At 74.9% G+C, this 14418-nt stretch carries 9 protein-coding genes; 4 read left to right on the top strand and 5 right to left on the bottom strand.

Annotated features, from left to right (window positions below; all coding sequences use genetic code 11):
* Positions 1-4: 4 nt before the first annotated feature.
* From ACH4FX_RS29265 to ACH4FX_RS29250, 4 genes are all read right to left on the bottom strand, one after another.
* Positions 5-766 (bottom strand): DeoR/GlpR family DNA-binding transcription regulator, encoded by a 762-nt coding sequence (locus ACH4FX_RS29265; RefSeq protein WP_398483923.1) that lies wholly within the window; start codon positions 764-766, stop codon positions 5-7.
* A gap of 269 nt (positions 767-1035) precedes the next feature.
* Positions 1036-2328 (bottom strand): helix-turn-helix domain-containing protein, encoded by a 1293-nt coding sequence (locus tag ACH4FX_RS29260; RefSeq protein ID WP_398483922.1) that lies wholly within the window; start codon positions 2326-2328, stop codon positions 1036-1038.
* A 112-nt stretch (positions 2329-2440) separates the two neighbouring features.
* A complete protein-coding gene (locus ACH4FX_RS29255) occupies positions 2441-3781 on the bottom strand; it encodes an erythromycin esterase family protein (protein WP_398483920.1) in 1341 nt (446 codons plus the stop codon).
* A 145-nt stretch (positions 3782-3926) separates the two neighbouring features.
* Positions 3927-4721, bottom strand: a complete 795-nt coding sequence (locus tag ACH4FX_RS29250) for an SDR family NAD(P)-dependent oxidoreductase (protein ID WP_398483918.1) — start codon at positions 4719-4721, stop codon at positions 3927-3929.
* A 216-nt stretch (positions 4722-4937) separates the two neighbouring features.
* Between ACH4FX_RS29250 and ACH4FX_RS29245 the strand changes: the two genes are divergently transcribed.
* Both ACH4FX_RS29245 and ACH4FX_RS29240 read left to right on the top strand, forming a co-directional pair.
* Positions 4938-5165, top strand: coding sequence for a DUF5133 domain-containing protein (locus ACH4FX_RS29245; RefSeq protein WP_398483916.1), 228 nt, complete (start codon positions 4938-4940; stop codon positions 5163-5165).
* Positions 5166-5266: 101 nt separating this feature from the next.
* Positions 5267-5425, top strand: a complete 159-nt coding sequence (locus tag ACH4FX_RS29240) for a hypothetical protein (protein ID WP_398483914.1) — start codon at positions 5267-5269, stop codon at positions 5423-5425.
* A gap of 65 nt (positions 5426-5490) precedes the next feature.
* Here ACH4FX_RS29240 and ACH4FX_RS29235 read toward each other — a convergent pair whose 3' ends face one another.
* Positions 5491-5826 carry a hypothetical protein gene (locus ACH4FX_RS29235; RefSeq protein ID WP_398483912.1) on the bottom strand — a complete coding sequence of 112 codons (336 nt, stop codon included), beginning with the start codon at positions 5824-5826 and terminating at the stop codon, positions 5491-5493.
* A 261-nt stretch (positions 5827-6087) separates the two neighbouring features.
* Here ACH4FX_RS29235 and ACH4FX_RS29230 point away from each other — a divergent pair, with 261 nt between their 5' ends.
* Positions 6088-7989 (top strand): sigma-54-dependent Fis family transcriptional regulator, encoded by a 1902-nt coding sequence (locus ACH4FX_RS29230; protein WP_398483910.1) that lies wholly within the window; start codon positions 6088-6090, stop codon positions 7987-7989.
* A gap of 159 nt (positions 7990-8148) precedes the next feature.
* Positions 8149-14379 carry an amino acid adenylation domain-containing protein gene (locus ACH4FX_RS29225; protein ID WP_398483908.1) on the top strand — a complete coding sequence of 2077 codons (6231 nt, stop codon included), beginning with the start codon at positions 8149-8151 and terminating at the stop codon, positions 14377-14379.
* Positions 14380-14418: the final 39 nt, after the last annotated feature.

The following is a 14418-nucleotide window of genomic DNA, read 5'->3' as shown; positions in this document are numbered from 1 at the left end:
CTCGTCAGACCCGGAGCACCTGCGGCCCCAGCAGCGTGTACCGGTGGGCCTCGGGCGCGGACAGCCCGGTGTCCGTGATGATCGTGTCCATGTCACGCACGGCGGCGAACCGGCAGAAGCTGCTCGCGCCGAACTTGCTGTGCACCCCGATCAGCACCCGCCGCCGGGACGAGCGCACCGCCTGCGCCTTCACGTCGGCGACGGTCGGGTCGGGCGTGGTCAGACCGTGCTCCCGGGACACCCCGTTCGCGCCGAGGAACGCCAGGTCGATGACGAACCCGGCGAGCATGTCCCGCGCCCAGGAGCCCACCGCGGCCTGCGTGCCGGCCCGCACCCGTCCGCCGAGCAGCAGCACGGTGACCGCGTCCGACGCGGAGACCAGCGACGCGGTGCGCAGCGAGGAGGTCACCACGGTCAGCTGCCGGTCCGTCGGCAGCAGCATCGCCACCAGCTCCGGCGTGTACCCCTCGTCGACGAACACCGTCTCGGCCTCACCGACGAGCTGGACCGCGGCCGCCGCGATCCGCCGCTTCTCCGCCACGTGCTGGGTCTCGCGCCGGGCCAGCGTGGTCTCGAAGCCGGCGCTCTCCACCGGGTACGCGGCCCCGTGCGTGCGCCGGACCAGACCGCGCCGCTCCAGTTCGCTCAGATCACGCCGTATGGTCTCGCGCGCCACCCCGAACTCGCCGGCCACGTCCGTGACGTCCACCCGTCCGGCCTGGCGGGCCAGCACGAGGATGCGGTGCCGGCGTTCCTCGGCTCTCACGGCGCACTCCTGCTCGGTTCCCTCGGTTCCACGGCGTTCCGTTCGGTCATCGTCCTGCCCGTTTCTGCCCGGCACCAGGTTTATAGCAAGCGGCGGAGCGCGTTCCGATGCCCGTGGCGGCGGAAAACCCGCCCGTTTCCGCCCGTCGCCGCTGCCGTGTTCCCGGGCCGCGGCACGGCGGCCGTGCCCGTTCGCCGCCCCGGCGGGCCCGTTCGCCGGTACGCGGGCGGGCCGGGCCCGGCGGCGCCCCGGACTTCAGGCGCCGGCTCTCACCGCAGCACCAGCCGCTCCGTGTCGAAGTCCGCGACGATCTCCAGCCGGCCGCCGAGGGCCGCCACGTAGGCGGCGAGCGCGGCCGTCCCGGCGGCGCCGGGACCGGCCTGTTCCAGCGCCGCCACACGGGCGGCCGACACGCCCATCAGTCCGGCGAGCTGACGTTGCGTCAGGCCGCGGTGGCGGCGTACCGAGGCCAGCCGCTGTCCCTGATTACGGGACACCAGCCGGGCCGCACCGCCGTGCCGTTCCTCCGCACTCCCCGGATACCAGTCGCGGAGGAAGTCCCGGCCGTCCCAGAAGTCCACGTCCTCCGCGCCGGGCTCCCGGCCCCGCCGCTCCCGCCCGGCGAGACGCTTCCGGGCACGGGGCAGGGCACGTTCGTACCAGTCCCACCCGTGCGCGAGGTCCACGGCGACCGCGAGCAGCACGACGGCTCCGGCCGTCGTACCGGCTTCGGCCGTCGTACCGGTCCCGGCGCTCTCCGCGCCCGCCGCCTCCTCAACGGTGCACAGCACCCGCAGATCCCGGCCGGTCAGCGCGGCGAGCCGCAGTTCGTACAGCTCGGCGGCCGGGGGCCGAGTGCCCAGCAGCCCGTACACCTCGCGCTCCAGCCGCTCGGCCCCGTCGGCCATGTCGCGGGTCGCGGCGCGGGCCGCCGCGACCGCACCGTCCGCGCCGGCCCGCGCCACCTCGTCCACGTCGGCCGCCTCGCCCAGCGCGTCGTGGACCTCCTGCTGGGCATGGCCGGCCCGCTGGACCGCCTCCACGCCCGCCCTGCGGGACAGGAACACATCGGCCTGGTCCTGCACCCGTCGGCAGATCGCGGCGAGGGCGGCCTCCCGTGCGCGGACCTCGGCGGACGACGCGCCGAGCAGTGCCTGCCGCTGCCGTACCGTCGAGAGCCGGTCCGCCGCCTGCTCGGCGAGATCCCTGCGGCCCGCTCCGGAGACCTGTGCCTCCAGCTCGGCCAGCCGCCCGGCCTGCCGTTCCAACTCGCCGGCCTGCCGGTCGAGCTGCCGCCGCGACGCCTGCACGTCGGCCAGCGCCCGCCGCACCTTCGCCAGCAGCGTGAGCCGGCGCTGATACCAGTGGTCCAGGGCCTCCCGCGGCTCGACCGCCCGCAGCGCGGCGCCCACCGGCACCAGCAGGGGCGGCCCCAGCCGCACGCCCTCGGCCAGCAGCGCGGTGACCGCCTCCCCGACGAGCCGGGCCGCCCCGGACTCGTCGCGGCGCAGGCCGTTGAGCCTGCTGCGCGCCTCACGTGCCAGTACCAGCCGGTACGCCATGGCGACCCCACTCCGACGAGCCCCGCGAGAGTCCGGGCTTCCACTGTGCCGTTCCCGCGCCCCGCTGTCCCCGCATCGGGCGAAGGCGGCCGGGGCGCACGTCGGGCCGTGGTCAGAACCCGAGATCGTCGGCCACGGTGGAGACCGGGACGCTCAGGATGCCGTCGAAGGCGTCGGGCACGGGGGTGTGCAGGTAGCCGCTCTGCATACGGATACGGTCGGGGCCCGCCGCCCCGTCCCCGGTGCCGCCCGTGCCGCGGTGCTCGCGCAGCCCGGTGAGGGCGATGCCGGAATCCAGCCCCGCGGCCGCCAACGCGGCCTCGACACTGCCGGGTTCGGGCGCGCCGAGCGCGGTGTCCTCGACCCGGAAGCCGAAGGTGGTGTTCTCGTCGAGGTGCATCTCGGCCGTGTGGCCGCCGACGCTGGTCATGCCGAGGGCGAAGTAGTCGTCGCCCAGCGCGTGTTGCAGGTGGTGGCCCATGGGAAGCGTCGTGAGACGGCCGTCGAACTCGACCGGCGTCCGCTGGATATGGGCGTTGTGCGCGGGCAGCACGATGCGGGTGCCGGGCGGAGTCCGGTCCAGCAGCCAGCGGACCGAGTCGGCCATGAACACCTCGCGCGCCGAGGTGTCGGCCACCGTGCCGCCACCCGCGTACAGCGCGGCCATGGCGCGGAACTGGTGGTCGGTGTGGCAGGCCGCCTCGACGCGGCGCAGCGCGATGTCGTGGCCGCACCGGCCGCCGCGCGCCACGTACAACGGCTCCATGGCCCGCAGCCGGGTGCGCAGCCGCAGCAGCATCGCGCTCAGGGCGTCCTGTTCGGCGGTGTCCAGCCGGGCCCACGCCGGCGCGGCCAGGGCCATGGAAGCGCCCGCGAACCGCTCGGCGGTCTTCATGGCGTCCCGCACCAGCGGCAGACCGTCCGGATCGACCTCGCGGAGGTACTCGGCCACCGGCGCCAGGGCCGGGAGCAGCGAGCCCCCGGCCTCGGGCACGTCGATACCGGCGAAGCGCACGGGCAGCGTGGCGGTCCGGTTGTAGCGGCGCAGCCAGTGCAGCGGACCGGAGAGCCCGACCGGGATGGCGGCCCCGGTCTGCCGCGCGAAGTCCTCTTCCATACCGGCGCCTTGGACCCAAGCGTCCAGCGCGACGCCTTCGCTGAAGCCGAACTCGAAGGCCAGCGCGGTGAAACCGCAGCGCTGGACGAGGAAGCGCAGGAGGCGTTCGCGGGCCAGTCCGAATTCCCGGATGAAATGGGAGTTCTCGCCGAGCGCGACGACACGGGCGTCACCGATCAGCGCCCGCAGCGGTTCCAGGTCGTCGAGCGGTGCTTCGGGGTCGAGGGTGCCGAGCACGGCCGCCCGTTCCCCCAACCGCTCGGCGAACGGGCGCTCGGCGTCGTGGTGCCGGTCCCGGCTCGCGGGCCGGCTCGGGTCGTGACTTCTCTCGGGCATGCCGGATCTCACTTTCTCGCGGCGGGAAAACCGGTGGGGGACCGGCGGACGGCACAAAGGCCGGCGGACAGCACACGGACACACCGGTGGGGGACCGGAAGACCGCGTGCGCCGGGGCCGCCCCGGCGCACGCGGCGCGGCGGTGTCAGGGCAGGATCGCGTCCACGTAACCGCCGTCGACGCGCAGCGCGCCGCCGGTGGTCGCCGACGCCTGGGGCGAGCTGAGGTACACGACCATGTTGGCGATCTCCTCGGGCTCGATGAGGCGCTGCAGCAGCGACTGCGGGCGGTGCACGCGCATGAACTCGCGCTGGGCGGCGTCCCACGGAAGGTCGCGGTCGACCAGCTGGTACACGAAGTCCTCGACGCCCCCGGTGTGCGTCGGCCCGGCGATCACCGAGTTGACGGTGACGCCCGTCCCCGCGGCCTCCTTGGCGAAGCCCCGGGAGACGGCCAGCAGCGAGGTCTTGGACATGCCGTAATGGATCATCTCGGAGGGCACCACGACCGCCGAGTCACTGGCGATGTTCTGTACGCGCCCCCAGCCGCGGCCCTTCATCCCCGGCAGGTACTGCCGGATCAGCCGGACGGCGCTGAGCACGTTGGTCTCGAAGTAGGTGCGCCACTCCGCGTCCGTGATCTCCAGGGCCGGGCGCGAGCCGAAGATGCCGAGGTTGTTCACCAGGATGTCGGTGTGCGGTACGGCCGACAGGAGGTCCTGCGCGCCGCTTTCGGTGGCGAGGTCGGCGGTCACGCCGGAGACCGCCGCCCCGGGCACGGCCTCCCGCAGCCGCCCGGCGGCGTCGTCGAGCCGCCTGGAGTCGCGCCCCGTGAGCACGACGCTCGCCCCCGCCCGCGCGAGGCCGGTCGCGATGGCGTGGCCGATGCCCTGGGACGAGCCGGTCACCACGGCCGTCCGGCCGGAGAGGTCGATCTGCATGTCCTTGCTCCCTTCGCTGTGGCGTACGTGCTGCGCTGTGGCGTATGTGCGCGCTGCCAGCATCGCGGGTGCGGCGCGTCCGGTGTGCGGGGCGCGCGGGACACGGTGTGTGCGGTGGGACGTGTGATGTATCTCCTTCGACGGGGGCATGGGGGCCCGTGGGGCGGGTAACCGCCGCCGTGAGCGACGGCAGAGGTGTGATGGAAGGAGAAGAGGATGTTGTTGGCGCACCCGGTGGTGTTGGGTAACCTCGTCGATCAGTACGAGACACCGCGGGTGCCGCGTGCCCAGGACAACAGTCCTGAGCCGCGTCGTCGGATGGACGATCCGGCCTGCTCGCTGTGCCTTCCCACCGGAACGAAGGACGTTGATGCGGCACTGGTCGCGGCCGGGCACCGGCCGCCCGGCACAGGCGCCCGGGGTGACACCCTCCTGGCCGCTTGAAGCGCCGTCCGCCCGTCGTTCCGCCGTCGTTGTAGATCCCGCATCCTCCCTCGCCGCGGGCGAGGGCCGGTGTGGCTGAACCGTTCGAGGACTGACCCCACATGACCGCTGCCCGCCTGCCCGCAGGACCGCCGATCTACGACAGCCTCATCGAGGAGCACGGCGACGTCCTGGCCCAGGTCCGCCAGCTGGCCAAGGAGACGGAGCGCGAGGCCGACGAACTCCTGGACTGGAGCGAACTGCGCTCCGGCCGGGACTGACGAGCCGCCCGCGAACAGGACGCGTCAGCCCGCCCGGACGCGGCAGGCCCGCCGGGGCGGCCGGCTCAGGTCCGGCCGCCGTCCTGCGGCGGCGTGAGCCGGGGCAGCAGATGGCGGGTCAGGTCGCCCAGCGCCTCCACGGTCGCCAGGCTGGTCTGCACGTGGTGCAGGGACTGGGCGAGACAGGCGTTGGCGCCCGCCACCGTGTCGTGCGCGTTGTCCCGGATCTGGCCGATCAGGTTCTCCAGTATGTCCAGCGCGGCGAACAGCTCGGTCAGCGCGGACCGGTTCGCTTCGGCGATCCTCGCCGCGTACGGGTCCAGGGGCCGGGTCGGGTCGAGGGTGATCGGGCGTCCGTTCCAGCGCGGCGTCACGGTCGGCTCCTGTGTCCTGGTCGGCATGGGCGTTCCTCGCACGGGCGTCGTCGCGCGGCGCCCGGATGCGCGGGGCCGCGCTTGGAATTACAGCACGCTCCCGGTGGCCGTGATGTCTCACTCTGAGACGGTACGCCGGTAACTGCCCTGCCTGCTGCGGGTTTTCGGTCCGGCGGCACGGGGCGGTGCGGACCGCGCCGCGATTGGACCCGGTCGCGGGGATCGTGGTTCGGCGCCCGGGGCATGACTGCAACCATGGATTTCCGGGATGCTTCCGAAAGGGCGGTCATGCGGGCACGTGAGCGGATGCTGAGCGGCGCCCGGGACACGGCGGCAGCGGCGCGCGGGCCGGAGAGACACGGCCCGGCCGGCGCCGCCGCGCCCGCCGTCCCGCACCCGCGGACCAGGGACCGGATCGTCTCCTCCTGGGAACGCTGCCGCCGGCACGCGGTCGACGCCGACCGGCTGCACGTCCCGCACGTGGAGCAGCACATCGACTGGGACAGCCGCCTGCTGGCCGCGGCCGCACCGGTCCTCGACCGCGTCGAGGAACTCCTCGCGGACTGCACGGCCGGCGTGGTCCTGGCCGACGCCGAGGCCCGCGTCCTGACCCGCCGGGGCGGCGACCCCGCCGTGGTCCGCCTGATGGACCGGGTGCACCTGGCACCGGGCTTCAGCTACGCCGAGGAGGCCGTCGGCACCAACGGGATCGGCACCGCGCTGGCCGAACGGGGCCTGAGCACCGTCTTCGGATCCGAGCACTTCGCCGAACCGCTCCGGCGCGCCGCGTGCGCCGGCATGCCCGTACGCAACCCGCTCACCGGACGCCAGGAAGGCGTGGTCAACCTGACCTGTCTGCGGCAGGACGCCTCGCCGCTGATGGCCGCGGTGGTGCGGCAGGCCGCCGCCGACATCGAGGAACGGCTGCTCGACCGGTACTCCGGCAAGGAGCGCGCGGCCCTGGACGCCTTCCTCGCCGCCGGCCGCCGCACCAGCGGTCCGGTGATCCTCGTGACCCCCACCCTGCGCACGGCCAACACCGACGCGGTCAGCCTGCTGGAGCCGCAGGACCTGCGCCAGTTGGGCGCGCTGGCCGCCGATCTGCTGGCCGCGCCGCCGGACGGCCGCCGCAAGCGCGTCGACGCGTCGCTACGGCTGGCCTCCGGCCCCGACGTACGGGCCCGCTGCACCCTGATCGGCCCGCCCGACCGGCCCATCGGCTGCCTGGCCGGTGTGACGATGCCGGAAGGCCGGGCCGCAGCCGCCGCGGAAGGCCGTCCCCCCGTCCCGCCGGCCCTGGCGCGCTCCGCCCCGGCAGCGCTCCCGGCGCTCCTGCCGGGGCTGGCCGGCAGCTCGCCGTCCTGGCGTTCGGCGAGCCGGGACGTCGCGTCCGCCTGCCGGCAGCGGCTGCCCACCCGTGTGGTGGGCGAGGCGGGCGTCGGCAAGCTGGCGCTGGTGCGCGCCGCCCACCACTGGGTACGGCCCCGGGCCGGGCTGCGCGTCCTGGACCTGGCCGCGATCCCGCGCACCCCGCACGTACTGGCCCGCGCCGAGGAGGCCCTGCGGGACGAGGACGGCACGGTGGTGCTCCAGCACCTGGAACTGGCCGGCCCGGAGCTGATGCGCCGGCTGGAGGCGCTGTTCGCCGGGGCCCGGCGCAACCGGGGTACGGGCCCGTGGGTGGTCGGCCTCCACACGGTCACCGGCCCGGGGCCGGTCCCGCCCGCCGGCCCCGTGCCCCCCGCGCTGGACAGCGCCGTCTTCCCGTGCACGGTGGCGGTGGCGCCGCTGCGCTACCGGCCCGAGGACATCCGCGACCTCGTCCCCGCCCTGCTGGCCCGGCACGACCGCGGCGGCACCGTGTCCTGCACCCCGGCGGCGATGCAGGTGCTCACCCGCTACGACTGGCCCGGCAACGTACGGCACTTGAGCCGGGTGCTCCAGCAGGCGGCCCGCGGGCGCCGGCAGGCCGACCTGCACCCGCACGACCTCGCGCCGGAGTGCCACAGTTCCTGCCGCCGCACCCTGACGCCCTGGGAAGCCGCCGAACGCGACGCGATCGTCCGGGCCCTGCACGACGCGGCGGGCAACCGCGACGCGGCGGCCCGGCAACTGGGCATCTCCCGGGCCACCATCTACCGCAAGATCCGGCTCTACGGCGTCACCGTGGCACCCGCGAGGGCCCGGTGAGGAGCGCACCGGCCACCGTCCGCGTGCCGCGAGTGACCCGGACACCTCAATAGCGCCCCGGAATTGCACAGTTGGACGTCACCTTTCGCTGCGCCGGGATGGATAGCATGACCGGGATGTCGTGCTGTGCGATCGCTGAGCGGAGCGGGGGCCGCGCACATGGGAAAGCCGGAATTAGCCGATATCTGGCCGCTGACCGCCATGCAAACGGGCATGTTCTTCCATGCCGGTTACGATCCGCGGGCCACCGACATCTACCGCAGCCAGACGGTCCTGGATTTCGAGGGGCCGCTCGACCTGGGACTTCTGCGGTCCACCAGCCGGCAGTTGATATGCCGCCACGCGCCGTTGCGGGCGGGATTCCGTACGCTGGATTCCGGGGAAACCGTACAGTTCGTGCTGCGCGAGGCGGACGTCCCGTGGGCGGAAATCGACCTGAGCGCGGCGGACGAATCCGCGGTGGAAGAGATGCTGGACCGGGAATGGCGGCGCCGGTTCGACCTCGCCGAATCCCCGCTGCTGCGGGTCACGGTGCTCCGGCGCGCCGCGGACCGGCACCGTGTTCTGCTGGCCCTGCACCACATTCTCTGCGACGGCTGGTCCATCGCGGTCTTCCTGCACGAGTGGATGACGCTGTACGCGCACGCGGGGGACGCCGCCTGCCTGCCGCCCGTCACGCCCTACGCCACGTACATGTCCTGGCTGGGCACCCGGGACCGGGACGCCGCCCTCGCCGCCTGGGGACAGGTGCTCGCGGGCGCCCGGCCCACCCTGGTCGCGCCCGGCAAGGGCACCCGCGCGCCGGCCGACCCCGCCGAGGTCCCGGTCGCCGTCACCGCGCCGCTGGCCGCCCGGCTGGAACGGCAGGCGCGCCGCCTCGGCGTGACGGTGAGCACCCTGGTCCGCGCCGCGTGGGCGCTCCTGCTCGGCAGGCTGACCGGCCGCGACGACGTGGTGTTCGGCACCACCACCTCCGGCCGGCCGCCGGAGGTGCCGGGCATCGAGAACATGGTCGGGATGTTCATCAACACGCTGCCCGTACGGGCGCGTTGGGGCGAACAGGAGCCGCTGGCGGACTTCCTGCGCCGGCTGTCCGCGGAGCAGGCCGCGCTGCTGGCCCACGAACACGTCGGCCTGTGGGAGCTGCACCACCTCACCGGCACCCGGGAACTGTTCGACACGCTGGTGGTCTACCAGAACCTCCCGCTGGAGATGCCGTCCGGTGACCTCGGCAACGGGGTCCGGCTCGACGAGGTCACCGGACGGGCGGCGGCCCACTACCCGCTCGTGCTCAACGCGCTGCCCGGCGACTTCCGGCTGACCTACCGCCCGGACCTGTTCGGCCGGGACGCGGCCGAGGCGGTGGCGGCACGCCTGGCGCGGGTGCTGGCGCAGATCGCGGGCGACGCCTCGGTCCGGCCGGCGGGGATCGACGCCCTGCTGGACGGCGAGCGGGAGCGGCTGACGGCCGGGGTGAACGTGGGGCCGCCCGGCGCGGCGGGGGAGACGGTGACCGGCGCGTTCGCGCGGGTGGTGGAGCGGTGCCGGGACCGGGTGGCGGTCGTGGGCGGGGACACGCGTCTGACGTACGGGGAGCTGGACCGGCGGGCGGACGCCGTCGCGCGCTTCCTGCGGGCGCGGGGAGTGGCGGCCGGGGACCGGGTGGCGGTACGGCTTCCCCGGTCCCCGGACCTGCCGGCCGTGCTGCTCGGCGTCGTCAAGGCCGGGGCGGCGTACGTGCCGGTCGACCCGGGCGGCCCGGCCGGACGCACCGGCCTGATGACCGGGAACGCGGCACCGGCCTTCGAGGTGACCGGAGCCGTGGTGGAGGACGCCCTCGCCGGTGCGGGCGGCACGGAGCCCGTACCGGTACGGGTGACGGCGGACTCGGCGTTCGCCGTGCTGTACACCTCCGGGTCCACCGGGGAGCCGAAAGGCGTCACGGTGACCCACGGCGGCGTCGCGGCCCTGGCCGCGGACCCCTGCTGGGGCGGCTGCGCCACCGGCCGGACGCTCTTCCACGCCCCGCACACCTTCGACGCCTCCCTCCTGGAGGTCTGGGTGCCGCTGCTCAACGGCGGCCGCGTCGTCGTGGCCCCCGCGGGCGTGGCCGACTCCGACCTGCTGACGGGCCTGGTCGCCGATGCCGGCCTGACGACGGTCCACCTGACCGCCGGCCTGTTCCGGGTGCTGGCCCAGGAGACCCCGGAGTGCCTGGCCGGCCTGCGGCACGTCCTCACCGGCGGCGACGTGGTGCCCGCCGAAGCCGTGGCCCAGGTCGCCCGCGCCTGCCCGGAGGTGGAGATCCGCCATCTGTACGGGCCCACCGAGGCCACCCTGTGCGCGACCGTCCACACCCTCCGGCCGGGCGCCCCCGTGCCGTCCCCCCTGCCGCTGGGCGGCCCGCGCGCCGGCGTCCGCCTGTACGTGCTGGACGGCGGGCTGCGTCCGGCACCGGCCGGTGTCCCGGGGGAGCTGTACATCGCCGGGCTCGGCGTCGCACACGGTTACCTGCACCGGCCCGCGCACACCGCCGAACGGTTCGTCGCCTGCCCCTACGGCGGGCGCATGTACCGCACCGGCGACCTGGTCCGCTGGAACGCGGACGGGCACCTGGAATTCCTCGGCCGCACCGACGACCAGGTCAAGATCCGCGGCTACCGCGTCGAACCGGACGAGACGGCCGCCGTCCTGGCCCGCTGCCCGGAGCTCGCCCAGGCGGCCGTGGCCGTACGGGAAGACGCCCCCGGCCACAAGCGGCTGGTCGCGTACGCCGTGCCCGCGCGCCCCGGCACCCCGGTCGCCGACGCCGTACAGCGCTTCGCCGCGGCCCACCTGCCGGAATACCTGCGGCCCGCGGCGACCGTCGTGCTGGACCGGCTCCCGCTGACCGCGAACGGCAAGGTCGACCGGGCCGCCCTGCCCGCACCGGACCCGGCCCCCGAAGCCGCCGCCGATCCGGCGGCCACTCCGCACGAGGAAGTGCTCTGCTCGCTCTTCGCGCAGGTGCTGCGGGCGCCCCGGGTCGGGCCCGGCGACAGCTTCGTCCGGCTCGGCGGCGATTCCCTGCTGGCGACCAGGCTGGCGAGCCGGATCCGTACCGTACTGGGCGTCGAGGTCTCCAACCGGATGCTGTTCGAGCACCCGACCCCGGCCCTGCTGGCCCGGCGGCTGGACCGGCTCGGCGCCGCGCGCCCGGCGGTGGTCCGGGCCGCGCGGCCCACTCCGCTGCCCATGTCGTCCGCGCAGCAGCGCATGTGGTTCCTCGACCGGCTGGAAGGCCCGGAGAGCGTCAACAACATCACGCTGTGCCTGCGGCTGAGCGGCGCACTGGACCCGGCGGCGCTGGCGGCGGCCTGGCGCGACACGGCCGCGCGGCACGAGGCGCTGCGCACGGTCTACGGGGAGGCGGACGGCGGCCCCTACCAGCAGGTCCTGGCGGAGGCCGCGGTACGGATACCGACGGTGGACGTGTCCGAGGACCGGCTCCAGGACGCGCTCGCCGCCGAAGCGGGCCGGGGCTTCGACCTGACGGCCGCGCCGCCCTGGCGCACCACCCTGTTCGCGACCGGACCCGGCGAGCACGTCCTGCTCGTGGTGCTGCACCACATCACCGCCGACGGCTGGTCGCTCGGCATCCTCGCCCGGGACCTGTCGGCCGCTTACACGGCACGCGTCGAAGGGCGCGCACCGGACTGGGCGCCGCTGGCCGTCCAGTACGCGGACTTCACGCTGTGGCAGCGCGCGCTGCTGGCGGACGAGGAGGACCCGGCGAGCCTGTTCGGCAGCCAGCTCGCCTACTGGACCGGGGCCCTCGCGGACCTGCCGGACGCGCTGGACCTGCCCGCCGACCGGCCGCGCCCGGCCGTCGCGAGCCACCGGGGCCGGACGCTGGCCGTCCGCACGTCGGCCTCCACGCACCGGCGCCTGCTGGAGATCGCCCGGGAGTGCGGCGCGACCCTGGCGATGGTGACGCAGGCGGCGTCGGCGGTGCTCTTCTCCCGGCTGGGCGCGGGGGACGACATCCCGTTCGGCGCGCCGGTCGCGGGCCGGGTGGACGAGCCCCTGGACGACCTGGTGGGCTGCTTCCTCAACACCCTGGTGCTCCGGACGGACGTGCGCGGCAACCCCACGTTCGCCGAACTGGCCGCCCGGGTCCGCGAAGCCGACCTGGCCGCCTACAGCCACCAGGACCTGCCGTTCGACCGCCTGGTGGAGGTGCTGAACCCCGACCGGTCGCTGTCCCGGCAGTCGCTGTTCCAGCTCGGCTTCGCCTTCCAGAACACCCCGGGCACCGCGCTCTCCTTCGCCGGGCTCACCACCCGGGCCGAGCCGTGCGCACTCTCCTCGACACGGTTCGACCTGTCGCTCCTGCTGCGCGAGCGGCACGACGCGGACGGCGCCCCGGCGGGCCTGGCCTGCCACCTGGAGTACGCCACGGACCTGTTCGACGCGGACACTGTACGGGCCGTGGGCGACCGCCTGGTCCGCGTGCTGGAGCAGGCCGCGGATGATCCGCACACACGGATCGGCGACCTCGACGTCCTGGACGAGGCCGAACGGCACCTGCTGGTCGAAGGATGGAACGCCACCGAGCGCCCGCTGCCCGACGGCACGTTCGTGGACCTCTTCCGGGCGCAGGCGGCCCGGACCCCGGACGCGGTGGCGCTGCGCTGCGGCTCCGAAGCCGTGACGTACACCGAACTGGACGCCCGGACCGACCGGTTGGCGCGCTTCCTGGCCGGTAAGGGGGTGGGGCCCGAGACCCGGGTCGGGCTGTGCCTGCCGCGCGGGGTGGACATGATCGCCGGGCTGCTGGCGGTGTGGAAGGCCGGCGGCGCGTACGTACCCCTGGACCCGGACTATCCCGCTGACCGGCTCGCGTACATGGTGGCCGACAGTGGCGCGGCCCTCGTCCTGAGCACGGCCGGCACCTCGGCCGGCATTCCGCCCGGACCGGCGGTGGTGGCGCTGGACGACGCGGCGGGGATCATCGACGCCGAGGCCACCGAGCCCGTTCAACTTGAGACTGCGCTCGACCAGTTGGCGTACGTGATCTACACGTCCGGTTCGACGGGACGGCCCAAGGGCGTGGCCGTCCCGCACCGTGGCGTGGTGAACCTCGCCGCGGCGCTGCGGCCGGTGCTGGACGCGGGCGAGGGAGTGGCCGCGCTGCAGTTCGCGTCGTTCAGCTTCGACGCGGCGGTGATGGACGTGGCGGTCACCCTGGCCGCCGGGGGCACCCTGGTGATCGCCACCGGACCGGAGCGCGCCGACCCCGTGGCGCTGGCCCGCCTGGTCGTCTCCCACGGCGTCACCACGGCGTGCATGGTGCCCTCCCTGCTCGGCATGCTCGACCCGGCGGCCCTGCCGGGGATACGCAACCTGGTCGTGGGCGCCGAGCGGCTGACCGCCGGCCCGGCGAGCCGGTGGGCGGGGCGGACGCGGATGTGGAACACCTATGGCCCCACCGAGGCCACCGTGATCAGCACCGCCGCCCGGGTGGCCCCGGACACCGGCCCGCGGGACAAGCCGCCGCCGATCGGCCGCCCGGTCGGCAACGTCCGGACATACGTGCTGGACGACGCCCTGCGGCCGGTGCCGCCCGGGGTGACCGGCGAGCTGTACACCACCGGCCCCGGCCTGGCCCGCGGCTACGCCAACCGGCCCGCCGCGACCGCGGAACGCTTCGTGGCCTGCCCGTACGGCGGCCGGATGTACCGCACCGGCGACCTCGTGCGCTGGACCGCGGGCGGCGAGCTGGAGTTCCGCGGCCGGGCCGACGACCAGGTCAAGATCCGCGGGTTCCGGGTGGAGCCGGGCGAGATCGAGGCGGTGCTCACCGCGCATCCGGCGGTCGCCCAGGCCGTGGTGACCGCCCGTGCGGACCGTACCGGCGACCGGCAGCTGATCGGCTACGTCGTCCCCGAGGAGCGCGCCGACGGCGGGCCGCCCCCGGACGCGGACCCGCAGCTGCTGCGCGACCATGTGGCCCGGTTCCTGCCCGGCCACCTCGTCCCGGCCGCCATCGTGCCCCTCGACGCGCTCCCGCTGACCCCGAACGGCAAGGCCGACCGGGCCGCCCTGCCCGCCCCGGACCGGATCCGCCCGCCCGCCGACCGCGGCCCGCGCACCGCGACCGAACACGCCGTCCACCGGATCTGGTGCCGGGTGCTGGGCCGCCTGGAGTTCGGCATGCGGGAGAAGTTCTTCGACGCGGGCGGCACCTCGCTGAAGCTGATGGCCGTACGCGGCGAACTCGCCCGGTTCAGCGGCCGGGACCTGCCGGTCGCGCTGTTCTTCGAACACTCGACCATCGAGGCGATGGCCGAGACCGTCGACCGCCTGCGGCTGGTCCCCGTGGACGACGACCACAGTCACGAGCTGTAGCCCGCACCGGCCGGACCGCCACGAGCATCGGAGAGACAC

Origin of the sequence: Streptomyces sp. NPDC018019 (assembly GCF_044327805.1) — a bacterium.
GTDB lineage: Bacteria > Actinomycetota > Actinomycetes > Streptomycetales > Streptomycetaceae > Streptomyces.
The sequence above is the reverse complement of the archived record's forward strand: the minus strand, read 5'-3'. Positions and strand labels throughout refer to the sequence as shown.

Bases quoted from the DNA above. Each gene is read 5' to 3' on its own strand.
- ACH4FX_RS29250 (WP_398483918.1), bottom strand. From the start codon at position 4,721: ATGCAGATCGACCTCTCCGGCCGGACGGCCGTGGTGACCGGCTCGTCC.
- ACH4FX_RS29235 (WP_398483912.1), bottom strand. From the start codon at position 5,826: ATGCCGACCAGGACACAGGAGCCGACCGTGACGCCGCGCTGGAACGGA.
- ACH4FX_RS29225 (WP_398483908.1), top strand. From the start codon at position 8,149: ATGGGAAAGCCGGAATTAGCCGATATCTGGCCGCTGACCGCCATGCAA.
- ACH4FX_RS29260 (WP_398483922.1), bottom strand. From the start codon at position 2,328: ATGGCGTACCGGCTGGTACTGGCACGTGAGGCGCGCAGCAGGCTCAAC.
- ACH4FX_RS29255 (WP_398483920.1), bottom strand. From the start codon at position 3,781: ATGCCCGAGAGAAGTCACGACCCGAGCCGGCCCGCGAGCCGGGACCGG.
- ACH4FX_RS29240 (WP_398483914.1), top strand. From the start codon at position 5,267: ATGACCGCTGCCCGCCTGCCCGCAGGACCGCCGATCTACGACAGCCTC.
- ACH4FX_RS29245 (WP_398483916.1), top strand. From the start codon at position 4,938: ATGTTGTTGGCGCACCCGGTGGTGTTGGGTAACCTCGTCGATCAGTAC.
- ACH4FX_RS29230 (WP_398483910.1), top strand. From the start codon at position 6,088: ATGCGGGCACGTGAGCGGATGCTGAGCGGCGCCCGGGACACGGCGGCA.